Origin of the sequence: Streptococcus sp. GMD3S (genome assembly GCF_000298695.2) — a bacterium.
In the GTDB taxonomy this organism is placed as follows: Bacteria; Bacillota; Bacilli; order Lactobacillales; family Streptococcaceae; genus Streptococcus.
In genome coordinates, this window is the sequence record NZ_AJRC02000006.1 from 34,012 (window position 1) to 59,187 (window position 25,176).

Annotated in this window: 26 protein-coding genes and 1 pseudogene; 22 read left to right on the forward strand and 5 right to left on the reverse strand. The window is 42.0% G+C overall.

What is annotated here, in order from left to right:
* Positions 1 to 31 precede the first annotated feature (31 nt).
* A complete protein-coding gene (gene purB, locus GMD3S_RS0204150; RefSeq protein ID WP_000572896.1) occupies positions 32 to 1,330 on the forward strand; it encodes an adenylosuccinate lyase in 1,299 nt (432 codons plus the stop codon).
* A gap of 57 nt (positions 1,331 to 1,387) precedes the next feature.
* Here the strand turns inward: purB and strH are convergent, their stop codons facing one another.
* Together strH and GMD3S_RS0204160 are read right to left on the reverse strand one after the other, a co-directional pair.
* A complete protein-coding gene (gene strH / locus GMD3S_RS0204155) occupies positions 1,388 to 5,158 on the reverse strand; it encodes an LPXTG-anchored beta-N-acetylhexosaminidase StrH (protein ID WP_000764169.1) in 3,771 nt (1,256 codons plus the stop codon).
* A gap of 304 nt (positions 5,159 to 5,462) precedes the next feature.
* Positions 5,463 to 6,179, reverse strand: a complete 717-nt coding sequence (locus GMD3S_RS0204160) for a GntR family transcriptional regulator (protein ID WP_001007181.1) — start codon at positions 6,177 to 6,179, stop codon at positions 5,463 to 5,465.
* A gap of 321 nt (positions 6,180 to 6,500) precedes the next feature.
* On the opposite strand from GMD3S_RS0204160, the gene GMD3S_RS0204165 reads away from it, so the two are divergent.
* The 19 genes from GMD3S_RS0204165 to GMD3S_RS0204255 all read left to right on the forward strand — a co-directional run bounded on the left by GMD3S_RS0204165 (position 6,501) and on the right by GMD3S_RS0204255 (position 21,746).
* Positions 6,501 to 8,288, forward strand: a complete 1,788-nt coding sequence (locus tag GMD3S_RS0204165) for a glycoside hydrolase family 35 protein (protein ID WP_000196619.1) — start codon at positions 6,501 to 6,503, stop codon at positions 8,286 to 8,288.
* Positions 8,285 to 8,761: a PTS sugar transporter subunit IIB gene (locus tag GMD3S_RS0204170; RefSeq protein ID WP_000156968.1), complete on the forward strand. Its 477-nt coding sequence runs from the start codon at positions 8,285 to 8,287 to the stop codon at positions 8,759 to 8,761. Before GMD3S_RS0204165 ends, GMD3S_RS0204170 begins: the two co-directional genes overlap by 4 nt.
* A gap of 26 nt (positions 8,762 to 8,787) precedes the next feature.
* On the forward strand, positions 8,788 to 9,693 hold the full coding sequence (locus tag GMD3S_RS0204175) for a PTS mannose/fructose/sorbose/N-acetylgalactosamine transporter subunit IIC (protein ID WP_000615901.1): 906 nt from the start codon (positions 8,788 to 8,790) through the stop codon (positions 9,691 to 9,693).
* The gene (locus GMD3S_RS0204180; protein ID WP_000185293.1) at positions 9,680 to 10,501 is read left to right on the forward strand and encodes a PTS system mannose/fructose/sorbose family transporter subunit IID; all 822 of its coding nucleotides are present in this window, start codon (positions 9,680 to 9,682) and stop codon (positions 10,499 to 10,501) included. Before GMD3S_RS0204175 ends, GMD3S_RS0204180 begins: the two co-directional genes overlap by 14 nt.
* A gap of 3 nt (positions 10,502 to 10,504) precedes the next feature.
* Positions 10,505 to 10,909 carry a PTS sugar transporter subunit IIA gene (locus GMD3S_RS0204185; RefSeq protein ID WP_000167445.1) on the forward strand — a complete coding sequence of 135 codons (405 nt, stop codon included), beginning with the start codon at positions 10,505 to 10,507 and terminating at the stop codon, positions 10,907 to 10,909.
* A gap of 104 nt (positions 10,910 to 11,013) precedes the next feature.
* Positions 11,014 to 12,180 (forward strand): SIS domain-containing protein, encoded by a 1,167-nt coding sequence (locus GMD3S_RS0204190; protein ID WP_000936007.1) that lies wholly within the window; start codon positions 11,014 to 11,016, stop codon positions 12,178 to 12,180.
* Positions 12,181 to 12,190: 10 nt separating this feature from the next.
* Entirely contained in the window at positions 12,191 to 13,186 is a 996-nt protein-coding gene (gene lacD, locus GMD3S_RS0204195) for a tagatose-bisphosphate aldolase (protein WP_008289247.1), read from the forward strand.
* 147 nt (positions 13,187 to 13,333) lie between these two features.
* Positions 13,334 to 14,371 (forward strand): aldose epimerase family protein, encoded by a 1,038-nt coding sequence (locus GMD3S_RS0204200; protein ID WP_000649405.1) that lies wholly within the window; start codon positions 13,334 to 13,336, stop codon positions 14,369 to 14,371.
* 107 nt (positions 14,372 to 14,478) lie between these two features.
* A complete protein-coding gene (locus tag GMD3S_RS0204205; RefSeq protein ID WP_000220444.1) occupies positions 14,479 to 15,333 on the forward strand; it encodes a VOC family protein in 855 nt (284 codons plus the stop codon).
* Between the two features lie 299 nt (positions 15,334 to 15,632).
* Entirely contained in the window at positions 15,633 to 16,205 is a 573-nt protein-coding gene (locus GMD3S_RS0204210) for a hypothetical protein (RefSeq protein WP_000381578.1), read from the forward strand.
* 1 nt (position 16,206) lies between these two features.
* Positions 16,207 to 16,875: a hypothetical protein gene (locus GMD3S_RS0204215; protein WP_001226448.1), complete on the forward strand. Its 669-nt coding sequence runs from the start codon at positions 16,207 to 16,209 to the stop codon at positions 16,873 to 16,875.
* A 115-nt stretch (positions 16,876 to 16,990) separates the two neighbouring features.
* Positions 16,991 to 17,650 carry a hypothetical protein gene (locus GMD3S_RS0204220; protein WP_001226098.1) on the forward strand — a complete coding sequence of 220 codons (660 nt, stop codon included), beginning with the start codon at positions 16,991 to 16,993 and terminating at the stop codon, positions 17,648 to 17,650.
* A gap of 13 nt (positions 17,651 to 17,663) precedes the next feature.
* The gene (locus tag GMD3S_RS0204225; RefSeq protein ID WP_000660944.1) at positions 17,664 to 18,329 is read left to right on the forward strand and encodes a hypothetical protein; all 666 of its coding nucleotides are present in this window, start codon (positions 17,664 to 17,666) and stop codon (positions 18,327 to 18,329) included.
* A gap of 46 nt (positions 18,330 to 18,375) precedes the next feature.
* Positions 18,376 to 19,041, forward strand: a complete 666-nt coding sequence (locus tag GMD3S_RS0204230; protein WP_000660947.1) for a hypothetical protein — start codon at positions 18,376 to 18,378, stop codon at positions 19,039 to 19,041.
* On the forward strand, positions 19,038 to 19,487 hold the full coding sequence (locus GMD3S_RS0204235) for a hypothetical protein (RefSeq protein WP_000767351.1): 450 nt from the start codon (positions 19,038 to 19,040) through the stop codon (positions 19,485 to 19,487). Before GMD3S_RS0204230 ends, GMD3S_RS0204235 begins: the two co-directional genes overlap by 4 nt.
* The gene (locus GMD3S_RS0204240) at positions 19,477 to 19,941 is read left to right on the forward strand and encodes a DUF5085 family protein (RefSeq protein ID WP_000897912.1); all 465 of its coding nucleotides are present in this window, start codon (positions 19,477 to 19,479) and stop codon (positions 19,939 to 19,941) included. Before GMD3S_RS0204235 ends, GMD3S_RS0204240 begins: the two co-directional genes overlap by 11 nt.
* A gap of 51 nt (positions 19,942 to 19,992) precedes the next feature.
* Entirely contained in the window at positions 19,993 to 20,655 is a 663-nt protein-coding gene (locus GMD3S_RS0204245) for a hypothetical protein (RefSeq protein ID WP_000076910.1), read from the forward strand.
* A 76-nt stretch (positions 20,656 to 20,731) separates the two neighbouring features.
* Positions 20,732 to 21,289: a DUF3592 domain-containing protein gene (locus GMD3S_RS0204250; protein ID WP_001031652.1), complete on the forward strand. Its 558-nt coding sequence runs from the start codon at positions 20,732 to 20,734 to the stop codon at positions 21,287 to 21,289.
* Between the two features lie 199 nt (positions 21,290 to 21,488).
* The gene (locus GMD3S_RS0204255; RefSeq protein ID WP_002880547.1) at positions 21,489 to 21,746 is read left to right on the forward strand and encodes a metal-sensitive transcriptional regulator; all 258 of its coding nucleotides are present in this window, start codon (positions 21,489 to 21,491) and stop codon (positions 21,744 to 21,746) included.
* Between the two features lie 220 nt (positions 21,747 to 21,966).
* Here GMD3S_RS0204255 and GMD3S_RS0204260 read toward each other — a convergent pair whose 3' ends face one another.
* From GMD3S_RS0204260 to GMD3S_RS0204265, 3 genes and pseudogenes are all read right to left on the reverse strand, one after another.
* Positions 21,967 to 22,263: a rhodanese-like domain-containing protein gene (locus GMD3S_RS0204260; RefSeq protein WP_000450167.1), complete on the reverse strand. Its 297-nt coding sequence runs from the start codon at positions 22,261 to 22,263 to the stop codon at positions 21,967 to 21,969.
* A pseudogene (locus tag GMD3S_RS11120) lies at positions 22,238 to 22,604 on the reverse strand (rhodanese-like domain-containing protein); the annotation flags it as partial. The gene GMD3S_RS0204260 and the pseudogene GMD3S_RS11120, both read right to left, overlap by 26 nt.
* A gap of 9 nt (positions 22,605 to 22,613) precedes the next feature.
* Entirely contained in the window at positions 22,614 to 22,922 is a 309-nt protein-coding gene (locus tag GMD3S_RS0204265) for a rhodanese-like domain-containing protein (protein WP_000468871.1), read from the reverse strand.
* A gap of 174 nt (positions 22,923 to 23,096) precedes the next feature.
* On the opposite strand from GMD3S_RS0204265, the gene GMD3S_RS0204270 reads away from it, so the two are divergent.
* A complete protein-coding gene (locus GMD3S_RS0204270; protein WP_000200257.1) occupies positions 23,097 to 23,660 on the forward strand; it encodes a sugar O-acetyltransferase in 564 nt (187 codons plus the stop codon).
* Positions 23,661 to 23,932: 272 nt separating this feature from the next.
* A complete protein-coding gene (locus GMD3S_RS0204275) occupies positions 23,933 to 25,168 on the forward strand; it encodes a carbohydrate-binding domain-containing protein (RefSeq protein WP_000837416.1) in 1,236 nt (411 codons plus the stop codon).
* Positions 25,169 to 25,176: the final 8 nt, after the last annotated feature.

Here is a 25,176-nt window from a genome sequence, read left to right on the forward strand (position 1 = left end):
GGTGAAACTTAAGAAGAAAGGAAAATTAATCATGATCGAACGTTATTCTCGCCCTGAGATGGCGAACATTTGGAGTGAAGAAAATAAATACCGTGCTTGGCTTGAGGTGGAAATCTTGGCTGATGAGGCATGGGCTGAGTTGGGGGAAATCCCTAAGGAAGATGTGGCTTTGATTCGCGAGAAGGCGGACTTTGACATCGACCGTATTTTGGAGATTGAGCAGGAGACTCGCCACGATGTGGTGGCTTTCACTCGTGCGGTTTCTGAGACTCTTGGTGAAGAGCGCAAGTGGGTGCACTATGGGTTGACTTCTACCGACGTGGTGGATACGGCCTACGGTTACCTTTACAAGCAAGCCAACGACATCATCCGTAAGGATCTTGAAAACTTCCTCAACATCATCGCTGATAAAGCGAAAGGACACAAGTTTACTATCATGATGGGACGTACCCACGGTGTGCACGCTGAGCCTACAACTTTTGGTCTTAAATTGGCAACTTGGTACAGCGAAATGAAACGTAACATTGAGCGTTTCGAACATGCGGCTGCTGGCGTGGAAGCTGGTAAGATTTCTGGTGCGGTTGGTAACTTTGCCAACATCCCACCATTTGTGGAGCAATACGTCTGCGACAAGTTGGGTATCCGTGCTCAAGAAATCTCTACACAAGTCCTTCCTCGTGACCTTCACGCTGAGTACTTTGCAGTTCTTGCTAGCATCGCGACTTCAATCGAACGTATGGCAACAGAGATCCGTGGTTTGCAAAAGTCTGAACAACGCGAAGTGGAAGAGTTCTTTGCTAAAGGTCAAAAAGGGTCTTCAGCAATGCCTCACAAACGCAACCCTATCGGTTCTGAGAACATGACAGGTCTGGCGCGTGTGATCCGTGGTCACATGGTCACAGCTTATGAAAACGTAGCCCTTTGGCACGAACGTGATATCTCTCACTCATCAGCTGAGCGAATCATCGCACCAGATACAACCATCTTGATTGACTACATGCTCAACCGTTTTGGAAATATCGTCAAGAACTTGACGGTTTTCCCTGAAAACATGATCCGCAACATGAACTCAACTTTTGGTCTTATCTTTAGCCAGCGGGCGATGTTGACCTTGATTGAAAAAGGTATGACCCGTGAGCAAGCCTATGACTTGGTGCAACCAAAAACAGCCCACTCTTGGGACAACCAAGTAGACTTCAAACCGCTTCTCGAAGCAGATCCAGAAGTGACATCACGCCTCACTCAAGAGGAGATCGACGAAATCTTCAATCCTGCATACTACACTAAACGAGTGGATGATATCTTTGAACGTATAGGACTTGGTGATTAATCCTAACAATAAAAAGCGAGATTCAATCTCGCTTTTTCGTATTCTCCTAGAAGAATCTTAGTCTTCTTTTCTCTTAGTCAGTCCGTAGGCTGCTAGAGTCGCCATGAGGCCTGCTGCGACCAAGCCTGCAGAATCTTGACTTCCTGTTGCAGGGAGTTGTTTTTCATCTGCTTTGGCAGTAGTTGGTGCAGTTTGCTCAGCTTTCTCAACGGCAGTGCCGACTTCAACAACTTGAGCGACCGCTTCCTGCGATACCGCACTATTGACAAGTGTTCTTTCTTCCTTGCCGTCAGCAGTAGTGCTGACAGAGTAGAAAATCGTACGGCGACCATTTACACCAGTAACGATGACTTGCGTTTGTCCGAGTGGCAATTGTGGATTTTCACGTGTCACAGTAGTGAACGGAATATCTTCCTCTTGGATATCCAGCCTTGGTTTCGCTTCGGCAGCTGGAGCAAGGCCACTTTCATCTCCTTTGTGAGTAATAGGGGCGCCGATTTCAACCACTTGGGTCACAGGTTCTTTGGTCACTTGGCTATCTAGAACCGTTTCTGTTTGTTTTCCATTTTCAGTAAGGACAGAGATGTAATGAGTACGTTCGCCCTCTACACCTGGTGTGATGATCTTTTCCTGACCGGCTGGGAGGTTCGGCTTTTCCTTCTTGATAACTTCAAATGGAATCTTTTCTGCTCTTGTGATGAGTTCCGGTTTGGTTTCAACATTGGCAGCTAGTTCATTTTCATCAAGGCTTCCTGAGTGGGTTGCTGCTGGTTTGAGGCCTAGGTGGGCTGCCTTGAGTTTGGCTACGAGAGCGTCTAACTCGGCTTGTTTGTTACGGTTGAGGTTGTAGTTGAGAGCTTCTTTCGTTGCATTTAGGGCCTCCAAGCTTTCCTTGCTGTATCCATCCAAGTTTGCAGGGATTTGAGCAAGTTCCTCACGGAGGGCATTGTAGTTAGCGCGGAAGTAGTCTTTATTATTGTCTGCAAAGGCAGTCATGAGTTCAAAGATTTCTTCTTCCTTGTACTCAGCACTTGGTCTGTCTGCCCAGATAGCAAGCATGCTTCCGACGGTTGGAAGGTCTACCTCAGGATATTTGGTAGATGCAAGCTGGTTAAATGGTGTTTTTTTAGTATTTTCAATTGCTTTTTTGAGGAAACCACCACCATCTTCAGGTTTCTGGCCGAGAATGTAGTACCAGTCTCCGTTGGTGTTAAGGAATTTGTAGCCTTTGCTTGCCAGGTACTGAGGAGATGCAAGGTTGTAACCCCACCATCCCTTAGACCAGTAAGAGATGATGACATCCTTGTCAAACTCAACATCATCCTTGTCCTCGTAGTAGAAACCATCGTTGAAGGCCATTGGTTGAAGGCCTCTTTCTTTGGCCATAGCAGCAAGAGTGTTAGAGTACTCAGCAAACTTGCCATAGAGTCCATACCATTTGAGGTAGTACCAGCCTTGCGCGTTGGTAGCATCATTGGCATATTCGTCTGTACCGTAGTTGAAGATCTTAGTTTTGCCTGCAAAGAAGTCCATGTACTTGCCGATGAGGGCTTTGACAAAGTTAATCGCCTCTTCGTTTTCAAGGTCCATGGTTGTTTTGGATACCTTGTCAAAGTTGGCTTGAGGATTCTTGATTCCAAGTTTTTCCATAGCGACGAGCATGGCATCCATGTGACCTGGGCTGTTGATCGCTGGGATGAGTCCGAGGCCTTTTGATTTTGCGTACTCGATCAATTCAGTGATTTCAGCTTGACTAAGAGTGGTTCCGTTTGGATCATCGTAGTAAGCTTTTGTTCCTTCGATGATGGCCTTTTTGACGTCGTCACTTGCATAAGTTTTTCCGTTAGCAGCGATAGTCATATCATCAAGTAGGAAGCGAAGTCCATCATTTCCTAGGAGAAGATGCACATCAGAGTAGCCGAGTTCGCTCGCCTTGTCTACGATGCGTTTGAGTTGATCGAGCGTGAAGTACTTACGCCCAGCATCGATAGAGATTACCTTGTTCTTGGCAAGTTTTTCAACTTCGCGTTTCGCGTCTTCTTCTTTTTGAGCTTCTGGTGTGAAGGTCAAATTGCTGACAGCTTCTTGGAGTTTCGCGATTGCTTGGTCAATGGTGTCTTGTTGGGCACGGCTGAGGTTGCTATCAAGTGAGCGAATGGCTTTTTCAGCTTCTTTTACAGCTGCGACACTTTCTGCAGTATAGCGATTAAGGTCTGTTGGTACTTCTTTCAGAGCTTGCTCAGCAGACTCATAATCAGCTGCGAAGTATTCAGCATTGGCATTTGCGAAGCTACGCATGAGTTTGAAGAGGCGTGATGGTGAATAGCGTGCAGATGGGGTATCCGCCCAAGCAGCTACCATACCTCCGATGAACGGGATAGTAGCCCCATCAGATTTTGGTACAGAAGTGATTGGAGTGTTCTTGATACCATTGAGTCCTTGGTCGAGGTTGTACCAGCCTTGGCCATCGGCATTTCGTCCGAGGACGTAGTACCAAGCATCGTTGGTATTAAGGATTTGGTGGCCTTTTTCAACTAGAAGTTTAGAAGAAGCGACGTCGTATCCGCCCCATCCACCAGTCCACATAGAAACGATGATGTCTTTGTCAAAGGTTCCAAAACTAGTGTCGCTATTGTAGTAGATACCGTCGTTAAAAGCCATTGGTTTGAGGCCGTGAGATTTGACGATGCGAGCAAGGTCATTAGCGTAGGCGATAAATTTATCATAACCCTTGTCTGGGAATTCATCTTCTGGATACCATTTATAGGCTTGAAGAACGCTCCAGCCTTTGGCATCTGTAGCATCATTGGCGTACTCGTCTAGTCCGATGTTGAAGATGTCAGATTTGCCAGCAAAGTATGCAGCATACTTGTCGATCAGGGCTTTGGTAAACTCAACAGCTTCTTTGTTATCAAGGTCAACGGTACGAGCAGATTCCTTACCAAAGTAGTTGAAGTTCGGTTTTTGGATGCCTAGTTCTTTCATGGCATGCAAAATCGCATCCATGTGACCAGGGCTGTTTACAGTTGGGATGAGACCAATGCCTTTGTTTTTAGCATAGTTGATCAAGTCCGTCATTTGACTCTCTGTCAAATGGTTGCCGTTTGGATCCTTGTAGTAGGCATTGGTTCCGTTTTCGAGTGCACGTTTGACATCATCGCTTGCATAGGTTTTGCCATTGGCTTTGATCGTCATGTCGTCCAGCATGAAACGCATGCCATCATTTCCAACTAGTAAATGAAGATCAGTATAACCATAGTGTTTAGCTTTGTCGATGATTTCTTTGAGTTGCTCAGGCGAGAAGTACTTGCGTCCAGCATCAATTGAGATCATTTTTCGTTTAGCCAGTTTTTCATTTACCTGAGCTGCTCGTTCCGTACTAGGAGTGGCTACTGCAGGTGTGGTTACTGCAGGTGTGGCTGCTTCATTTTTCTTTTCTGAAGGAGAGTTTTCTGCAGGAACTTCAGTTGGAGCAGGACTTTCTTTCTCAGTAGTCGGAGTAGGACTAGCATTTTCTGTCACAGCTGGTGCAGTTGTTTCTTCCGTTTTTGGAGCAACTGTATGAGGAGCCTCCGTGTCTTCTTTGATCTCCTCTTTTACAGGTTCTTCAGCCTTTTCTTCCAGTTTTTCTGGGGCCTTGGACTCTCCAGCCTCATTGGGTGTTTGCGGACTCTCCTGGACAGTTTGAACTGTTTCCCCAGCTGTTGGAGTCGGAGTAATCCCGTCGGCAGCTGCGACTTGTGCGCTAAAAGCAAATCCTATAAGTACAGAAGCTGCTCCAACTGCGTATTTACGGATGGAGAAGCGCTGTTTCTTTTCTAGTTTCATGACAAAACCTCCTTGTTATTATCATATATGATAGCGTTTACATAAAACCAATTTTATTTTATTATCTAAGGGGTAAAATGTCAAGTGGGTTTATATAAGAACTATAATAAATGGAGGAAAACATAAGATTTAGGAGAAAATTGCCAATAAAAGATAAAGATAGAAGGAAAAACGAAGCAAGTATTTAACTTGTTTTTAGTAAAAATGCTACTAATTAAATAAGAGCCCTTCATAGTGTTTTCACAACTTCTTTCTCGTGCTATAATGAATACAGAAAAAGCCTGAGCTAGGCTCAGGCTTTTTCTTAATGACCTCGGTTACATGAGATGAATTTGATTTTGTAGTAGTCTGCTCGCTTATAAGTTTCACTATAGGCAAGGACTTGGCCAGTGGCCTCAAGTTTTGTAGTCTTCGTTTGGAAGACAGTTGGGAATTGTGTATCGATTCCGAGTACAGAAGCAGCATGCTCTGGTGTTGGGAATGCGATTTCGTTGATTTCCTCAAAATGTTCATCACTCATGTGAATGCGGTAATCCAATTTGAAACGTGTATAGATAGAGCTATAATAGTCAAGATTTGGATAGTTGGCATTGATGTATTGCTCAGGAATATAAGATGTGTGGTAGATGTATGTTACGTCGTTTGTCTGACGAATACGTTCAATCTTATAGTAGAATTGATCTCCACGTAGTCCAAGTTTATCTAAATATTCAAGTTTGTTTCCGCGCTCGATAGAAAGGACAGTAACTTTATCGTCTTTTGTTTCAAAGATTTCGACATCTGAAAACTCAACGAGTTTGTGCTTGCGGGCACGTGAAACGAAAGTACCTTTACCTTGTTGGCGGACAATGTAGCCGTCTTTAGCAAGGTCATTTAAGGCACGAACAACTGTGATTGAACTCACATCGTACATCGCGATCAATTCGGCTTCTGTATAAAATTTATCTCCACTTGCAAATTGACCAGAGATGATTTTGTTTTTTAATTCATCTTTAATATATTGGTATTTAGGAATAGCCATAAATTTTACCTCGATTCTCTTTCTCCAATTTTGATTTTACCACAAATATAAAGAAAAGAGTAGTATTAAGGTCAAAAAATTAAAATAATAGACTAAAAATGTTATTTTACATGTAAAAAAATTCATTTGATGTTCTTGTGAATTATCATACATAAAAAGATCGTTTTCATGCTATTTTTAGATAATTTCGGTAAACGGTAAGTAAAAAAATAGAAAAATTTTAAATAATTTTCTAAAACCTATTGACAAATGCAAAAGATTTGATTATAGTTAATATTATAATAAATGAAAGCGCAAACTTAATTCGTCAGAGGTAATAACATGACCAGATTTAAAATTGAGGACGATTTCTATTTAGACGGAAAACCGTTCAAGATTTTGTCCGGCGCCATTCATTATTTTAGGATTCCAGCAGAGGATTGGTATCATTCTCTCTATAACTTAAAGGCGCTTGGCTTTAATACAGTCGAGACCTATGTGGCTTGGAATTTACACGAACCTGTTGAAGGGGAGTTTGATTTTGAAGGTGCCAGAAATTTGGAGAGATTTCTTCAAATTGCACAAGATCTAGGTCTCTATGCCATTGTACGCCCGTCTCCGTTTATCTGTGCGGAATGGGAATTTGGTGGCTTGCCGGCTTGGCTCTTGACCAAGGACATGCGAATTCGCTCGTCCGACCCGGCCTACATCGAGGCTGTTGCTCGCTATTATGACCAATTATTGCCAAGGCTTGTGCCTCGCTTGTTGGATAACGGCGGAAACATTCTCATGATGCAAGTCGAAAATGAATATGGCTCTTATGGAGAAGATAAGTCTTATCTACGAGCAATTCGAAAATTAATGGAAGACCGAGGGATTGATTGCCCACTCTTTACTTCAGATGGCCCATGGAGGGCTACTCTGAAAGCCGGAACCTTGATTGAAGACGACCTCTTTGTGACAGGAAACTTCGGTTCTAAAGCTCCGTACAACTTTTCACAGATGCAGGAATTCTTTGATGAGCATGGCAAGAAATGGCCCCTCATGTGTATGGAATTCTGGGATGGTTGGTTCAACCGTTGGAAAGAACCCATCATCACTCGTGATCCTAAAGAATTGGCAGAAGCTGTTCGAGAGGTATTGGAGCAAGGCTCTATCAACCTTTACATGTTCCATGGTGGTACAAACTTTGGTTTCATGAATGGTTGCTCGGCTCGAGGAACTCTGGATTTGCCGCAAGTCACATCTTACGACTATGATGCCCTTCTCGATGAAGAAGGAAATCCAACTGCTAAATACTTAGCAGTCAAGAAGATGATGGCAACCCACTTCCCAGAGTATCCACAGTTGGAACCACTCTATAAGGAAAGCATGGAGATAGGGTCCATTCCATTGGTCGAAAAAGTTTCCTTGTTTGAAACCCTGGATAATCTCTCTAGTCCTACTGAAAGCCTCTATCCAAAAGCGATGGAAGAACTTGGTCAAAGTTATGGCTACCTTCTCTACCGCACGGAGGCAAGTTGGGATGCAGAAGAGGAACGTCTCCGTATCATCGATGGACGTGACCGAGCTCAACTCTTTGTAGATGGTCAATGGATTGCTACTCAATACCAGACAGAGATTGGCGAAGACATCTACTGTCAAGGCAACCGAGAAGGCTTTTCAGAGATTGACATCTTGATTGAAAATATGGGGCGTGTCAACTACGGACATAAGTTTTTGGCAGATACGCAGCGTAAAGGAATTCGAACAGGTGTCTGCAAGGATCTACATTTCTTACTGAATTGGAAACAATATCCACTGCCACTGGATAATCCTGAGAAGATTGATTTTTCAAAAGGATGGACAGAAGGACAACCAGCCTTTTACGCTTTCGACTTTACTGTTGAAGAGCCGAAGGATACCTACTTAGACTTGTCTGAGTTTGGTAAGGGAGTTGCCTTTGTCAACGGGCGTCACCTAGGGCGTTTCTGGAACGTCGGCCCGACCCTCTCACTTTATATCCCTCATAGTTATCTCAAGGAAGGTGCTAACCGCATCATCATCTTTGAAACTGAGGGCGAATATAAAGAAGAGATTCACTTAACTCGTAAACCTACACTAAAACACATAAAGGGGGAAAACTTATGACAATTGTAGGATGCCGTATCGATGGACGTTTGATCCACGGTCAAGTAGCCAATCTTTGGGCTGGAAAACTAAATGTTTCACGCATTATGGTTGTAGACGACGAAGTTGTTAACAACGATATTGAAAAGAGTGGTTTGAAACTTGCGACACCACCAGGTGTGAAACTCAGTATCTTGCCAGTTGAGAAAGCAGCAGCAAATATCCTTGCTGGTAAATACGATAGCCAACGTCTCTTTATCGTTGCACGTAAACCAGACCGTTTCCTTGGTTTGGTCGAAGCAGGTGTTCCGCTTGAAACACTCAACGTCGGCAATATGTCTCAAACACCAGAAACTCGCTCTATCACACGTTCTATCAATGTGGTAGACAAGGATGTGGAAGATTTCCACAAACTAGCAGAAAAAGGTGTGAAACTCACTGCTCAAATGGTTCCAAATGATCCAGTTTCAGACTTTTTGAGCTTATTAAAATAGGAAAAAATTTTTAGGAGGTCATTGTTATGATACAACCGTGGCAAATTTTACTTCTCACTTTGTACTCAGCTTATCAAATCTGTGATGAGTTGACAATCGTTTCATCTGCAGGTTCCCCTGTATTCGCTGGTTTCATTACTGGTTTAATCATGGGAGATGTGACAACTGGTTTGTTTATCGGTGGTAGCTTGCAGTTGTTCGTTCTCGGGGTTGGTACCTTCGGTGGTGCTTCTCGTATCGACGCAACTTCTGGTGCGGTTCTTGCAACAGCATTCTCTATCTCTCAAGGTATTGATACAGACCTTGCGATTACAACAATCGCTGTACCAGTAGCGGCACTTTTGACATACTTCGACGTTCTTGGACGTATGACAACTACTTTCTTTGCACACCGTATTGATGCTGCGATCGAACGCTTTGACTACAAAGGTATCGAACGCAACTACCTACTTGGTGCGCTTCCATGGGCTCTTTCTCGTGCCCTTCCAGTATTCTTCGCTCTTGCTTTTGGTGGAGAATTCGTACAAGGTGTTGTAAACCTTGTTAAAGAATACCAATGGGTTGCAGACGGTTTGACACTTGCAGGTCGTATGCTTCCAGGTCTTGGATTTGCAATCTTGCTTCGTTACCTTCCAGTTAAACGTAACCTTCACTACCTTGCTATGGGATTCGGTTTGACAGCTATGTTGACTGTTCTTTACTCAAACGTAACAAGTCTTGGTGGAGCAGTTGCTGGAATCATTGGCACTCTTCCTGCTGAAGTTGCTGAAAAAATTGGCTTTGTTAACAACTTCAAAGGATTGTCTATGATCGGTATCTCTATCGTAGGTATCTTCCTTGCGGTTGTTCACTTCAAGAACAGCCAAAAAGTTGCTGTAGCAGCACCTTCTACACCATCAGAAAGTGGGGAAATTGAAGATGACGAATTCTAATTACAAATTAACAAAAGAAGATTTTAATCAAATTAACAAACGTAGCTTGTTCACTTTCCAATTGGGATGGAACTACGAACGTATGCAAGCATCAGGTTACCTTTACATGATCTTGCCACAATTGCGTAAAATGTATGGAGATGGAACTCCTGAGTTGAAAGAAATGATGAAAGTTCATACTCAATTCTTCAACACTTCACCATTCTTCCACACAATTATCGCTGGTTTTGACCTTGCTATGGAAGAAAAAGATGGCGTTGGTTCAAAAGATGCGGTTAACGGTATCAAGACAGGTTTGATGGGACCATTCGCTCCTCTTGGAGATACTATCTTTGGTTCACTTGTACCTGCTATCATGGGATCTATCGCTGCAACAATGGCTATTGCTGGTCAACCTTGGGGTATCTTCCTTTGGATTGCAGTTGCAGTAGCGTATGACATCTTCCGTTGGAAACAGTTGGAATTTGCATACAAAGAAGGGGTTAACCTTATCAACAACATGCAAAGTACTTTGACAGCTTTGATTGAAGCTGCATCTGTACTTGGTGTATTCATGATGGGTGCTCTTGTAGCAACAATGATCAACTTTGAAATTTCATACAAATTACCAATCGGTGAAAAGATGATTGACTTCCAAGACATCTTGAACTCAATCTTCCCACGTTTGCTTCCAGCAATCTTCACTGCATTTATCTTCTGGTTGCTTGGTAAGAAAGGTATGAACTCTACAAAAGCTATCGGTATCATTATCGTGCTTGCCTTGGCTCTTTCTGCCTTTGGTAAATTTGCACTTGGAATGGGCGCATAATTTATGACTAAATCATTGATTTTAGTGAGCCACGGTCGTTTCTGTGAAGAACTTAAAGGTAGCACAGAGATGATTATGGGACCACAAGACAACATTCATGCGGTTGCTCTTCTTCCAGAAGATGGACCAGAAGAATTTACTGCAAAATTTGAAGCTGCTGTTGAAGGATTGGATGATTTCCTAGTCTTTGCGGATCTTCTTGGCGGAACTCCATGTAACGTGGTGAGCCGTCTGATTATGGAAGGTCGTGACATTGAACTGTATGCAGGAATGAACCTTCCGATGGTCATTGAATTTATCAATGCAAGCCTAACTGGAATGGATGCGGACTATAAGAGTCGTGCTTCAGAAAGCATTGTGAAAGTTAATGATTTATTGGCAAGCTTCGACGACGATGAAGATGAATAAGATGTGACTTAGAGCATCTTATATAGAATATACATGGGAATGGGAGTCACTCCCATTCCCATATTTTCAATAGGAATGAAACGACAATAGATTAGAGGAACTCTATGCTAAATTACACAAAAGAAGAATTACTTGAACTGGGTGCAGAAATCACGACTCGTGAAATCTACCAACAGCCTGATGTATGGAAAGAGGCTTTTGAAGCCTATCAAGCAAAACGTGAAGAAATTGCAGCCTTCCTACAAGGGATCGCTGATAAGCATGACTATATCAAGGTCATCTTGACGGGTGCTGGTACTTCTGCTTATGTGGGAGATACCTTGGTACCATACTTTAAGGAAGTCTATGATGAACGCAAATGGAATTTCAATGCCATTGCGACAACTGATATTGTTGCCAATCCAGAAACCTATCTGAAAAAAGATGTGGCGACTGTCCTTGTTTCCTTTGCTCGTAGTGGGAATTCACCTGAAAGTGTGGCGACGGTTGATTTGGCCAAAGCCTTGGTTGATGACCTCTATCAAGTGACCATTACATGTGCTGCAGATGGTAAATTGGCTCTTCAAGCTCATGGCGATGAGCGCAATCTTTTACTCTTGCAACCAGCTGCTTCCAATGACGCTGGATTTGCCATGACTTCTAGCTTTACGTCCATGATGCTAACAGCTCTCTTGGTTTTTGATCCTACAGAATTTGCTGTGAAAGCTGAACGTTTTGAAGTTGTGTCTAGCCTTGCGCGTAAAGTTCTAGAAAATGCAGCAGATGTTAAAGAACTGGTTGACCTCGACTTTAACCGTGTTATCTACCTAGGCGCTGGTCCTTTCTTTGGACTTGCTCATGAAGCTCAGCTCAAGATTTTGGAATTAACTGCTGGTCAAGTGGCGACCATGTATGAAAGCCCAGTTGGCTTCCGTCACGGTCCAAAATCATTGATCAATGAAGATACAGTTGTTTTGATCTTTGGCACAACGTCAGACTACACTCGCAAGTACGACTTGGACTTAGTTCGTGAAGTGGCTGGTGATCAGATTGCTCGTCGTGTTGTGCTCTTGAGTGATCAAGCCTTTGGTCTTGAAAATGTCAAAGAAGTGGCCCTTGGTTGTGGCGGTGTCTTGAACGATATTTACCGTGTCTTCCCTTACATCGTTTATGCCCAACTCTTTGCCCTTTTGACTTCGCTCAAGGTAAAAAACAAACCAGATACACCGTCTCCTACAGGTACAGTAAACCGTGTGGTACAAGGTGTTATCATTCATGACTATCAAAAATAAGGAAGTATCTATGAGTAAATTACAATTAAGTCCCAATAAAGTAGCTTGCTTGCAAAAACTCTCTGACGAGAATGGAATCATCTCAGCTCTTGCCTTTGACCAACGTGGTGCTTTGAAACGCCTTATGGCCCAATACCAAACAGAAGAGCCAACAGTGGCTCAAATGGAAGAACTCAAAGTCTTGGTAGCAGATGAATTAACAAAATACGCATCCTCTATGCTTCTTGACCCAGAGTATGGACTTCCAGCTACAAAAGCGCTTGCTCCAAATGCTGGTCTTCTCCTTGCTTATGAGAAAACAGGTTATGACACAACAAGCACCAAACGCTTGCCTGACTGCTTGGATGTTTGGTCTGCCAAACGCATCAAGGAACAAGGTGCAGATGCTGTCAAATTCTTGCTTTACTACGATGTAGACAGCTCTGACGAACTCAACCAAGAAAAACAAGCCTACATCGAACGTATCGGCTCTGAGTGTGTGGCGGAAGATATTCCATTCTTCCTTGAAATCTTGGCTTACGACGAAAAAATCGCTGACGCAGGTTCTGCAGAATACGCTAAAGTCAAACCACACAAGGTTATCGGTGCCATGAAGGTCTTCTCAGACCCACGTTTCAACATCGATGTCTTGAAAGTTGAAGTTCCAGTTAACGTCAAATACGTTGAAGGCTTTGGCGATGGTGAAATCGTGCATACACGCGAAGAAGCGGCAGCTTTCTTCAAAGCACAAGACGAAGCTACTAACTTGCCATACATCTACTTGAGCGCAGGTGTATCAGCCAAACTCTTCCAAGAAACACTTGTCTTTGCTCACGAATCAGGCGCAAACTTCAACGGTGTTCTTTGCGGCCGTGCAACTTGGGCTGGATCAGTTGAAGCCTACATCAAAGACGGTGAAGCAGCAGCTCGTGAATGGCTACGCACAACTGGTTTTGAGAACATTGATGAACTCAACAAAGTTCTCCAAACCACAGCGACTTCATGGAAAGAACGTGTAGAAGCATAAAAACAAGAATAGAAGAATCCCTTTTTGTTAAGAAGATACTTAAGGTTTTCTGACAAAGGATTTTGAAAATAAAAACTACAACCATAGATGGTAAATACACTCTCTATGGTTTGTTTACTTGAGAGAAATGGATCAAAGGAGAGAAGAATGAAAGCATACACAGAGCGTGTATTTGGAAATCATGAGGGCAAGGATGTCTTGGCCTATCGCTTTGAGACTGACAGTGGCTATCAACTAGAAATCATGACCTATGGTGCGACCATCTTGCGCTATGTCACACCTGACAAGGCTGGAAACTTTGCCAATGTTATCTTAGGATTTGATGATTTTGCTAGCTATGTAGGCAATAGTCCCAAGCATGGAGCAAGTGTAGGTCCTGTAGCAGGCCGTATTGCTGGAGCGACATTTGAACTCAATGGTCAGACCTATGACCTTGAAGTCAACAATGCTAGCAACTGTAACCACAGTGGTTCAACAGGTTGGGATTCCAGCTTGTTTGAATTGGTCGAAGTGAGCGACCATGGTTTGACTCTCTACACCGAGCGTACAGACGGGACCGGAGGATTTCCTGGTAATCTCAAGATTTGGATTAGCTACCACTTGGAAGAAACTGGCGCCTACGAAGTCAGCTATAAGGTGACGACAGATCAGGATACGCTTGTCAATCCAACTAATCACAGCTACTTCAATTTGTCTGGTGATTTCACGCAGACAGTTGACCGCCATGTCTTCCAATTAAATACGGAGGGCATTTACCCAATCGCTCCGGACGGTGTGCCAGCAAAAACTCCAGATGCTGATTGTGATGTGGTGAAACATATCTACAATGGTGCTTTGCTCAAGGATATTTTTGCAGAGGACGATGAGCAAATCCAGCTGGTATCTGGTTTGGATCACCCATTTGCTCTTCCTGCAGGTCATGACAATGCTGGTTTCCTTTATGACCAACACTCAGGTCGTTTCCTGCTTTTCAAGACAGAGGCTCCTTGCTTTGTGGTCTACTCAGCAAACTTTGTAGATGAGAGTGTCATCATAGCTGGTCAGCCAATGATTCAGCACAATGGGATTGCCCTTGAAGCGCAAGCTTTACCAGATGCCATTCACAGTGACCTCAAAGACCAAGTCATTCTCAAAGCAGGGCAAACCTTTACTAGCAAAACTCGCTACGAGCTTGTTGTTAAATAAAAAGAAGAGCTGGTTTCCAGCTCTTTTGAGTTGACTTCGTTGACATTTTATCTTAATAGTGTATAATTGATGTAATCTATAAAGTTACAACAAAAAGGAGACACCCTATGACTTATGCATACCAAAGCCACATTTACCTAGCGGAGGCTGTTTTAAATGTCAAGGACTTGACGAGTCAAACGGCTTTTTATCACCAGATTATTGGCTTGGAGATTTTATCCCAAACAGAGACAGAAGCGATTTTGGGACTCGGTCGAAAAGCCTTGGTTCACTTGATTCAGGCAGAAAAGGCTGGCGAAGTAAGGGAGCATTATGGGCTCTACCATTTGGCGATTTTGTTGCCGACACGAAAAGCCTTGGCAGATGTCTTGAAACACCTAAGTGACTTGCGGATTCCTCTGGTCGGAGGTGCAGATCATGGATACAGTGAGGCTATTTATCTAGAGGATTTGGAAGGAAATGGCATTGAACTCTACCGTGATAAGCCAGTATCTTCATGGGATATTCGAGAAGACGGCCGCATTATCGGTGTGACTGAAGCCCTTGCGGCACAGGACATCTATGAGTTAGGAGAAAAGGTGGATCCCTTTATCCTAGCTGAAGGGACGAGAATGGGGCATATTCATCTATCTGTGAAGGATAGTCGTGCGGCGAGCCAGTTTTATCAAAAGGTGTTAGGACTAGAAGATAAATTTAGCATTCCTAGTGCTAGTTGGATAGCGGCTGGTCAGTACCATCACCACCTGGCTGTCAACGAATGGGCTGGAAAAGGGTTGGCTCCGCGTGAGCAAGGCTTGTCAGGCTTGGCCTACTACGTCCTTGAGGTCGAAAGCAAGGAAGAACTCTTAGCTATCGTTCAGCAAGCACAAGAGCTAGAGGCACAGATCAAATGGCTACATTCGAGTGAGGTGGATCTTGTAGACCCAGATGGGATTGTGACTCGCATTCGCTTGGCACGATGAAACGAGGAAAACACATTATTTATTTTAGAGACATAGGAAAAGGCGGACAAGCTCGCATTCTGTTTTTAGAATGCGGACTTGTTTGCTTTTTTATGAAATGACGAAACCTTTCTTGGATCTAGCAAAGGTATCTGCCGGGGATATTTTCCCTTTTCTGGGGGTTCATGCTATAATACTAATAAACTTTTCTTTCTCTAGGAAGGCAAACACCCAAAATCGGCTAGAATGCTGGCAATCGTTGTCACGATGCTTTTAAGAGAAAGTAGGATTCTGTTTTGAGTTTAGGAAATGGTAATAAGATGGACACAAGTGTAAAAAATTTAATCAGTATGGGCCCTCTGGAGGACTATTTTATTTATTATGATCTGAGGAATCAAGTATTCTATGAAGTAAAACAAGGCATGAATTATTCAGCCATTGCAGCTCCTATTGCAGTCTTTTCCTTGCAACGGCTGTCGAAGTTGCTCAACCAAACCTTTGGAGATGTCTCCTCACCTTTCAATCTGCTTTTCTTTATCTTGATGTCTCTGTTTTTGATTTTCGGAACAATTCTTCTTGCCAAATCTACCCGACGTAACATGAAGACAGATAGATTTAGAAAAGTTCGGCTGACAAAAGCCAACATCAAAACCCTTAGGAGAAAATCTAGGGCGTTGACAGTAGTTGGCTACATTTTTGTTTTAATAACGATTTTTTCAGCCTATCGTTATCTGGCTGTTTCTGATTTTCAATTTTTAATTATGTACATGTTAGGGATTGGTATTCTTACATATATAGTTTATGATTTTCGGATGAAAACGCGCAAACGACTGTTCAAGGAGCTGATGGAGACATTACAGGACGGTAGCCGAGGGAAAGAGGGAGAAATGTAAGATGAGAAAAATCATTTATATAGGCCAAGGATGCCAGCAATCCGTCTACTATAACACAAAGACGAGAGAGGCTTTAGCGACAGAATCTAGCACCTCGTCAGAAACCGACGGTGCCATCAGTTCAAAGAAATCCAAGTGGCCTTGGGTTGTCTTCTTTATTTTCTTGCTAGTTGCTATCATCAGTATTTGGATTCGTTCCTTGATAGCACCCTTTAGATTGAGTGAGTGGATGGCACCTATCCATCTAGCCGCTATCCTTTTCGTTTTTATCGGAAGTGTTTATGGATTTGAAAAACTGTTCTACAGTGGGGCTAAGTCGCTTGTCCCAGCAAGTGAAGAGCAGTTTAAAGAAGCGGTTGAAAGTAGTAAATTTTGGAAAAAATCTCCGGATAAGGAACCAACAGTCGATAAAATCATCTTGTATCTATTTGTTATCCTCGTTCTTCTATTTGTTTTTGTTATTGTTGTGTTCTTTGCCATACCTGGAACCTTCATTCCCTACTATGAACATGAATGGTTTGAGCCCTCTATGTTCATGGTACCAATCGGAGCAACGATTGTCCCAGTTAGTGTCGTACTGCTCTTGTTCCAAAACAACCCAATCCGCTGGCTCTTAGCCGTACGAAAATACAAGCAGGGAAAAGTGATATTTAGGGAGAAGAAGAACTAGAAACATGAGAGAGACGCTATTACCATTACCAGTGGTTGGTGATGTTTTATCAACAACCTATGATAAAATTGAAGTTTCTGATTATAGTGATTGGTGGAAACTGTGGTGATTTTATATGAGAAAAATAATTTTTATTGGACAGAGCGGTGATAAGGCCGTTTACTATAATACGCGAACAAAAGAGGCTCTTGTAGCAGATAAGAGTGCCTTGTTAAATACAGAAGGGGCTAGGAGATCGAATAGGGGGATTGCTCCTTTAATTGCTATATTCTCTTTGTTAGGTTTACTCGGAGGATTTGTTGCAATACCAATTTTCTCAGGCCTTCGTTATAATAGTGGGATGGTTCCTATTTTTATTCTTTGTCTTTCCTTTATCCTATTTGGATTTATATGGATGATGGAAGTCGCCTTATATAAAGGAGTGAAACGAGTCCAAGGAGCAACAAAGAAAGAGTTTAAAGAAGCAGTTTATTCAAATTTGTTCTGGGAAAATTTTAGTGAGAAAAAAGCGACGTTTGCGAAAATGTTGGCTTTTATGATTGTCATGCTACTAGTTTTTATGACTACTATAGTAATATTTGCTGCTGCAATTCCGGGCACTATTGACTCATTCAATAAGCAAGAGGCATTTGATATACAAATCTTTTTCTCGCCTTTAGCAGGTCTCTTTCCTGCCTTGTTGTACCTTTTCTTATTCCAAAACAACCCTATCCGCTGGTTCTTAGCTGTGCGAAAATATGAACAGGGGAAAGTGATATTTAAGGAAGAGAAATAAGTGGGAGGATAAGATGAAAGAAAAGTATGTTGAGTTTTTAAATATGGCAGTTGTGGATACTAGTCCTATAAAGCGTTTTGATTATATAAGGGCTTTTGCAATGGAGATTGTTTTTACTTTACTAATATTTATAGTATCTATTTTTATAAAAGGTGAGATGCATGATGTGAGTATGATTATCTTTTACATTACTATTTATCATGCAGTAGCTTTATTGTCCATGTTCTTGCTATTCCAAAAATTTTCCAAATCAAAATTCTTGCAATTGATTCCAGCCAGTTCTATTTTGATTTCTCATGTTGAGTTTCTCTTCTGGGGATCTATATTTTTAGGGAAGAACTATTGGTCTGTCTTCACGATTTTAATTGGCCTAAGCCTTATTTTTCAGTTACTGACCTTTGTTTACCAGTTGTTAATTGTCCCTAAAGCTAAGAAATTACCACAGGGTGAGTATAGGAAGAATCTTTTATTTCTTCCTTCTGTTATTTGCCTATTGATTTCCGCTATTGTAGTAGTTATAGCACGTTTATTTACGTTGTCAGGAATATATGTAGTTTCTTCCCTCGTCGCAGGGAGCATAGCCTGCCTTCCCTTCTATTGGCTTGAGTATGCACGAGTATTCACCGGTTGGAAAAAGAAAAGCACGAATAACTTTATTTATAGAGGCACAATAAAATAAAATTAATTAGAGTGGCTAGTAGTACAGCTCATGCTAGGAGGATAAGATGAAGGAAAAATATTATGAATTTTTGAATATACTGATGACTGGTTATAAACCAGTAAGAAATTTAAATTTCTATCTTGCATTTTTATTCGAAATTCTATTTACTTCAGTAGTACTGATTGTTTCTATATTTACTAAGAATCAAATGCATAATCTTAGTATATTTTTGATTCATGTTACTATTGTCCATATGGTAATAGTACTGCTTGCATTTTTATTGTTTCAAAAATTTTCCGCTTCAAAATTATTACAATCAGTTCCGACGACTTCGTTTCTTTTTCTTCATTTTGAGTTTCTTTTTTTGAGCTCTATATTCTTTGGGGAACAGTATTTATCGATATTCTTTCTTTTCATTGGATTGAGCTTTGCTTTTCAAGTGATAAACTTTTTTTATCAAATATCAATTGTTCCAAAAGTAAAACAAATGCCAGATACTGAGCATAAGAAGAATTTGTTACACTTACCAACCCTTATTGTAACAGTAATGTCGGCGGTAATAGTAGTCATAACACGATTGTTTATGTTATCTGGAATCTATATTATCATCGGATTAGTAGGAATGAGTATTTCATGGAACTCGTTCTTTATTCTCGGATATACTCAAGTATTCACAGGTTGGAGAAAGAAAAGCACGAATAACATTATTTATAGAGGAGAAATAAAATGAAATTAATTAGAATAGATATCAGCAATATTGCTTATACAGAGAAAAAAGTTCCCATGGATTTTTTTCTAGATTTGATTGAAGGTTGTGAAAAATTATTATTTGAAACAGGGGTCTATAAAAATGGTCCGACAACGATTGAAACATGTTTGAGCACTTTTGGAAAGCCAGGAGAAGCCTCGTTTAAGGTCTATATTCCGACAAACATCCCAATTGAAGGAAATGATGAATTTCAATATCTAGAACATTTTACTATTAAGCAGTGTGTCTCTGATGTAACTCCATTTGATGAACATTTCCTTCCAAAAATTGAAGAAATGAAGCAATATATTCAAGATGAGGGGTTGGAAATGCAAGGAGATACCGTTTTTCTAGCGATATTGCCAATATTTGGGCAACACTTTGTTGAAATTAATATCCCAATTAAGGAGATTTCAGATGCTATTTAAAAACGTGGGAGAATACCAAGATATACAATATAGAAATGTTATCTCAAGGTATTATACAGTATCTCCAGAAGAGATGCCAGACACTTATAACGCTTTTTTAGACGAAGTAAGAAAAGCAGGATATACGCTTCGAGGACCTTTCTTTTATACGATTAATTCCAAGTTAGAAGAAAATCAAGATGTGTTGATGGAGCTGTTTATCCCAGTAGAAGAAGAGTATATTGAAGATGCTTTGCCAAAAGACTTTTTGTATCACAGTCTGTTTCAAGTTTTAAATACTGTTTCAACTAGAATTTTAGAACCAGATGATGAGTCAGTGAAAGAGGGAATAAGCTTCTTGGCGGGTTATATCTATTATCAGGGACATTGTGAGTTGACCCCTCCCTTCTTTTTTACCACAATCTCTGATGAGAAAGTCTATACAGATATTAAGGTAGGGGTGTTGAAGGAGTAAGTCGAATTTTTAATAAAGCTCACAAAAGAATAAAGAAAAGAGGGAATGATAATGTCACAAGAGAGATATTTGCAGATCAAAAAAGAGCATCAAGTTCGTAAGTTTGTGGGGCGTTTCCTCTTCATTCTTCTCGCTATCCTCGATGTTCTACTGGTATCAAGTCATTCCAATTATGTCCCGCTTATAACGGTGGCTATGGTAACGATTGTGCCTTTTAATCATTTTCTACTTGGTCCTCTTAGGAGACAGAAAAAAGCCATAGAAAAAGAGCATCCAGAATGGAAAATACTCAGTACAAAGGGAGTAAAGGTTCCTTCGACTGAAGCCAATAAAAGAACCTTGGCTGGTATTGGGATTTTGATGGCCTTGTTGTTGTCTTTTGGGCTATTCTATAAACCTGTGAAACAGCCGAACGTCCAAGTAAACAATCCGCCTAAGCTTGATTTTAACACGCCTGGAACGTCCAAGTCTTCTGAGTCTGAGTCGTCCAGTTCCTCTAAGACCAAAGAATCCAGTTCCTCAGAGCCGAAATCCTCGTCTTCGACTGAACAAAGTTCTAAAACCGAAAGTTCAGGAACAAAACCGTCAAAAAGCGAGTCCAATAATCCTTATTACCAGATTCCAGGACTTACTGACGAACAGGTGAGAGATATCATATCGAAATCTGTAAAAGATTTGAGAGAAAAACAGTCAAAAGAAAAATCCGAAGAGTAGACTCGAGGGCATCGATGTCCTTTCTGGATGAGTTAGTTTTAAGATTTTACTGTATAAAATAACAGGAGGAGTTCATATGAATAAAGAAGTAATTGGTTTGATAGTTGGGACAATCGTCATCTTCCTATCTTTTGTATTTGTGTGTGGGACCTTTCTCTATCTCTATCTTCGAGATCAGAAGTTGGTCCGTCTTGCCAAGTCATCCGTACAGGGAACGGTTATCGGCTATAGCCGTTTTCGTGAGGGGTATCCACCTATCGTCGAATACACGGTGGATGGGATTGCTTATAAGAAAACCTTGCAGTATTTTATGTTCAAAACGATCACAATTCCGTGGGGGACTACTAAATTTTTAAAGGACTATACAAGAGAAGATATGCTAGCGCCTTCGATCACTCGCTACAGCAACTCCTTTGTTTCCTTCAAACGCTTGATGCAGACCCATTTCCCCCTTCATTCGGAACTGACGGTCTGGTATGATCCAGACAAGCCGACCAGGGCCTATGTCGAACGTTACAGCGGAATGGACAAGTTTTACAAGTGGTTTGGTATCGGATTTGGGCTGGCTCTAGTTATAGTCTATGGGATAGTGATCCTAGCATTTTTGTCCAATTTGTCCAAGATATACGCATAAAGGTCAGTTGGTTGAAAGGAAACGTGACTTCCCATCGAGCTTCAAGGAGGACAGAGTTTCTTTTCCATTTCCGTGCTTATCAATCTTTTCTTTCTGATACAGAGAAAAGGTTGCCTCCTACAAATACAGACAGGAAGTGAATTTTGACAAAGCCCCTTATTCGAGATATAATGAAGAAAAAGTGACCAAGGATAAATTAATGACAAACTCAAAGTATATAACACGCCTGAAACGTTCAGAGGGTCAGTTGCGTGGGATTCAAAAGATGATTGAAGAAGATCGTGACTGCGCAGATATTGTTACGCAGTTGACAGCAGTGAAATCTAGCGTTGAGCGCGTGATTGAGATGATCATTACTGAAAATCTCACTGACTGTATCAACCAACCACTAGACGACCCCGAGGCTCAAAAGGAACGCCTAGAAAAGGCCATCCGATACCTGATTAAACGAAAATAAACTAATTTGCTATTGCTAAACAATGCAGACAAAGGCATTTAAGTCTATTTCGATAAAGAAATCATGTCGGCCAAACGGATGAGTCCCCCCGATACCAACGAGCAACCTCTTTTTAGATGCCGTCAATGTGCTTCTTTTTTAAAAGCGATGGGCTACGAGCCCTATATCAGCGGGTTGCAGAAATGAAAAAACCGATTAAGTTTCTTAATCGGTTTTTTGCTTATTCTACTTGACCGGGCCAAGCATTCATACCACCTTCTACATTGATAACGGTGAGGCCTTGGGCGCTTAGAAATTCACAAGCAGATGCGGAACGGACTCCACCTTGACAGATGACATGATATTCCTGGTCAGGTTTGAGTTCTTTGTAACCTTGCTCCAAGGTACTTAAAGGCAGATTTTTAGCACCTGGTGCATGTCCTGCTTGGAATTCATGCACTTCACGTACATCGATAAGATTTAGATTTTCATTTAGGTATTTTTCATAAAAGTCAGCCATGCTGATACTCGTTTCCATATTCGACTCCTTCTGGATTAGCCATTTTATATTGTGAATAAGCGCCATCAAGGTTTTGGACGGTAAATCCTGCCACTAGAGGATACGCTCTGTGATCTAGCTGCGCAAAACACTGTGGCAGTTAAGGATGTAGGTTTGGTTCTTGTCTGGTTCATCCAAGTTCTCCCATAGTTTGTTTAGGGGGATATGAATGGTATCGACCTTGGGTCGCCCCCCTGAAATTCGCCACTTATCCGTACATCTAGGGATTTTTGGCCCTTAGTCAGATCGTCTTTGAGCTGACACCATTGGATATTATCGCTCAGACCTTCGATAAGGTTCAAGGCTGTGTAGCCAATTATTTTATGCTTCTAGATGACCTTGCCTGTCCAAGCGCTCATACCGCCTCGGACATTGATGACATCGTAGCCTTTTTTCTTTAGCTTTTTCGCAGCTAGTTTGCTTCGCACACCAGAATGACAAATAACATAGAGTGTTTCTTTTGTCGCAGGTGTGTAAGAACCGATTTCCGTTAAAGGAACATTTTTTGCATTTTTGATATGGCCTCTACGGAATTCCATAGGCGTCCGAACATCCAGTAGCTGAATCGGTTCTCTGAGTTTAGCTTCTAACTCGCTGGTAGAAATACTGTCAATTTTTGTAAATAATAAGTGAAACATAGGCACCTCCACATATACCCTTATGGGGTATATTAAACCATGAAGTCAATCTTTTGTCAAGCAAGTTGTTTTGACTTGGAGGGGATTGGTTTTGAGAGTCTAGAAAGCAGGCTATTCTTGACCTTTCAAAGGCTTTTTGATATGATGAGTCCAAAGTAAGTGTGAGGTGATAAGATGACCAGCGAATACCAGAAAATGATAGCAGGGGAGCCTTACCGTCCGTCGGATCCAGAGTTGCGGGTCTTGGCGCAGGCTTCTCGCCAAAAACAGGCTGCCTTTAACAAGGAAGAAGATCCCTTGAAGGGAGCAGATATTATCAAGACTTGGTTTGGCTCAACTGGGGAAAATCTCTATGTCAATCCACGCTTGGTGGTCGATTATGGAGTCAATATCCATCTAGGGGAAAATTTTTATTCTAATTGGAACTTGACCATGCTGGATGTTTGTCCGATTCGCATCGGGAACAACGCCATGCTTGGCCCCAACTGTCAGTTTTTAACCCCACTCCATCCACTGGATCCGGATGAACGCAATTCAGGGGTCGAATACGGCAAGCCCATCACCATTGGAGATAATTTCTGGGCTGGAGGTGGCGTCATTGTTCTTCCTGGAGTAACACTGGGAAATAATGTCGTTGTAGGAGCAGGGGCCGTGATTACCAAGTCTTTTGGCGACAATGTCGTCCTAGCTGGGAATCCTGCGCGTGTTATCAAGGAAATCCCAGTAAAAGAAAACTAAAAAGAACAGCCGAGGCTGTTCTTTTTATGAGCTTTAGTCTTATAGATTTTTCTTCTTTTTGGCTTTTTGGGTTAGAGTGATATCGCACTTGGGAATGTTGCTTTTAAAAACTATTAAATGCATTTTAGTACTCTCAAATTGTTTCTAGTAGCCCTTTCAAAAGAATACTGAGCGAAACTGAATTTAAGGAAACTTTCAGAAAAGTTTTAGTTTTGTTTCAGGAATCTTCTGTAGACTGTCTAGCTATATCATACGAAGGAGAGGAAAAAGCTATGAAATCAAAAAAATGGACCCTACTCGCAACGAGTTTAACGGCAATAGTGCTGATGGCAGCATGTGCCCAGTCAACAACTACATCCAATACCAATGCAACGACAAATAGTGCCACAACAACTGCAACAAAGACAAACCAATCATCCTATTTTACAGAGAAGGACAATGATACTTCTTATGACGAAAGCACAGCTTCTAAGATTGAGTTATCTGGCTCATCAGCAAACGTCTTTGGGGATGGCGTGACAGTCTCTGAATCAACAGTGACCATCACAAAATCTGGGACCTATGTGATTTCAGGTCAGTCTGACGGAGTGCAGATCAAGATCGAGGCAGATAAGTCTGCAGATGTTCATCTAGTCCTAAAAGGCGCGACCATGACCAATACCAATGCAGCGATATCTGCGACATCAGCTGGTCATGTCTACTTGACTCTAGCAGAGGGAACCACCAACAGTCTCTCTGACTCAAGCTCTAACAGTGACGAAAAAGCAGACGCAGCTCTCTTTTCTAAGGTGGATTTGACCATCAACGGGAAAGGAACTCTCAATGTAGATGGCAAGAAGAACAATGGTATCAAGGCCAACGACACCCTCCACATCACGGGTGGAACCTATAACATCACAGCAGTTGGCGATGCCTTCAATGTCAATGATGAACTCAACATCACTGGTACGACCATGACCATCGATGCCAAAGAGGATGGGGTCAAGGTGGACAATGACGAGGATACTTCAGTTGGGACCATGTACCTATCCAACAACAACATCACCGTCACAGCAGGAGATGATGGCATCCACGCATCTGGAGACCTCGTCATCGATAGTGGTACCTACACCGTCAAGAATTCGACAGAAGGACTTGAAGGTAAGTCAATCACTATCAACGGTGGGGATATTAGCATCTACTCAACAGATGATGGAGTCAACGCAGCTAACAAAAACGCCCAACAGAATGAAATCTTCTTCACTATGAACGGCGGGAATCTGACTGTAGAAGTCGGCCAAGGAGACACAGACCCAATCGACTCAAACGGCAATATTACGGTCACAGGTGGGACCATTAAAATGACTGGTCAAACAGGTTTTGACTTTGATGGAACAGCGACCTACACAGGTGGAGATATCTATCTCAACGGTGAAAAACAAACGGAAATCGTCAATTCTATACCTGGAGGCGGTGGACCAAATGGAGGCCCTCAAGGCGACGGTCCAGCCCCTGGCGGACAAGGATAAAAAAGAAT

Coding starts and splice junctions, on each gene's coding strand:
- purB (WP_000572896.1), top strand. CDS start 32: ATGATCGAACGTTATTCTCGCCCTGAGATGGCGAACATTTGGAGTGAA.
- strH (WP_000764169.1), bottom strand. CDS start 5,158: ATGAAACTAGAAAAGAAACAGCGCTTCTCCATCCGTAAATACGCAGTT.
- GMD3S_RS0204160 (WP_001007181.1), bottom strand. CDS start 6,179: ATGGCTATTCCTAAATACCAATATATTAAAGATGAATTAAAAAACAAA.
- GMD3S_RS0204165 (WP_000196619.1), top strand. CDS start 6,501: ATGACCAGATTTAAAATTGAGGACGATTTCTATTTAGACGGAAAACCG.
- GMD3S_RS0204170 (WP_000156968.1), top strand. CDS start 8,285: ATGACAATTGTAGGATGCCGTATCGATGGACGTTTGATCCACGGTCAA.
- GMD3S_RS0204175 (WP_000615901.1), top strand. CDS start 8,788: ATGATACAACCGTGGCAAATTTTACTTCTCACTTTGTACTCAGCTTAT.
- GMD3S_RS0204180 (WP_000185293.1), top strand. CDS start 9,680: ATGACGAATTCTAATTACAAATTAACAAAAGAAGATTTTAATCAAATT.
- GMD3S_RS0204185 (WP_000167445.1), top strand. CDS start 10,505: ATGACTAAATCATTGATTTTAGTGAGCCACGGTCGTTTCTGTGAAGAA.
- GMD3S_RS0204190 (WP_000936007.1), top strand. CDS start 11,014: ATGCTAAATTACACAAAAGAAGAATTACTTGAACTGGGTGCAGAAATC.
- lacD (WP_008289247.1), top strand. CDS start 12,191: ATGAGTAAATTACAATTAAGTCCCAATAAAGTAGCTTGCTTGCAAAAA.
- GMD3S_RS0204200 (WP_000649405.1), top strand. CDS start 13,334: ATGAAAGCATACACAGAGCGTGTATTTGGAAATCATGAGGGCAAGGAT.
- GMD3S_RS0204205 (WP_000220444.1), top strand. CDS start 14,479: ATGACTTATGCATACCAAAGCCACATTTACCTAGCGGAGGCTGTTTTA.
- GMD3S_RS0204210 (WP_000381578.1), top strand. CDS start 15,633: ATGGACACAAGTGTAAAAAATTTAATCAGTATGGGCCCTCTGGAGGAC.
- GMD3S_RS0204215 (WP_001226448.1), top strand. CDS start 16,207: ATGAGAAAAATCATTTATATAGGCCAAGGATGCCAGCAATCCGTCTAC.
- GMD3S_RS0204220 (WP_001226098.1), top strand. CDS start 16,991: ATGAGAAAAATAATTTTTATTGGACAGAGCGGTGATAAGGCCGTTTAC.
- GMD3S_RS0204225 (WP_000660944.1), top strand. CDS start 17,664: ATGAAAGAAAAGTATGTTGAGTTTTTAAATATGGCAGTTGTGGATACT.
- GMD3S_RS0204230 (WP_000660947.1), top strand. CDS start 18,376: ATGAAGGAAAAATATTATGAATTTTTGAATATACTGATGACTGGTTAT.
- GMD3S_RS0204235 (WP_000767351.1), top strand. CDS start 19,038: ATGAAATTAATTAGAATAGATATCAGCAATATTGCTTATACAGAGAAA.
- GMD3S_RS0204240 (WP_000897912.1), top strand. CDS start 19,477: ATGCTATTTAAAAACGTGGGAGAATACCAAGATATACAATATAGAAAT.
- GMD3S_RS0204245 (WP_000076910.1), top strand. CDS start 19,993: ATGTCACAAGAGAGATATTTGCAGATCAAAAAAGAGCATCAAGTTCGT.
- GMD3S_RS0204250 (WP_001031652.1), top strand. CDS start 20,732: ATGAATAAAGAAGTAATTGGTTTGATAGTTGGGACAATCGTCATCTTC.
- GMD3S_RS0204255 (WP_002880547.1), top strand. CDS start 21,489: ATGACAAACTCAAAGTATATAACACGCCTGAAACGTTCAGAGGGTCAG.
- GMD3S_RS0204260 (WP_000450167.1), bottom strand. CDS start 22,263: ATGGAAACGAGTATCAGCATGGCTGACTTTTATGAAAAATACCTAAAT.
- GMD3S_RS0204265 (WP_000468871.1), bottom strand. CDS start 22,922: ATGTTTCACTTATTATTTACAAAAATTGACAGTATTTCTACCAGCGAG.
- GMD3S_RS0204270 (WP_000200257.1), top strand. CDS start 23,097: ATGACCAGCGAATACCAGAAAATGATAGCAGGGGAGCCTTACCGTCCG.
- GMD3S_RS0204275 (WP_000837416.1), top strand. CDS start 23,933: ATGAAATCAAAAAAATGGACCCTACTCGCAACGAGTTTAACGGCAATA.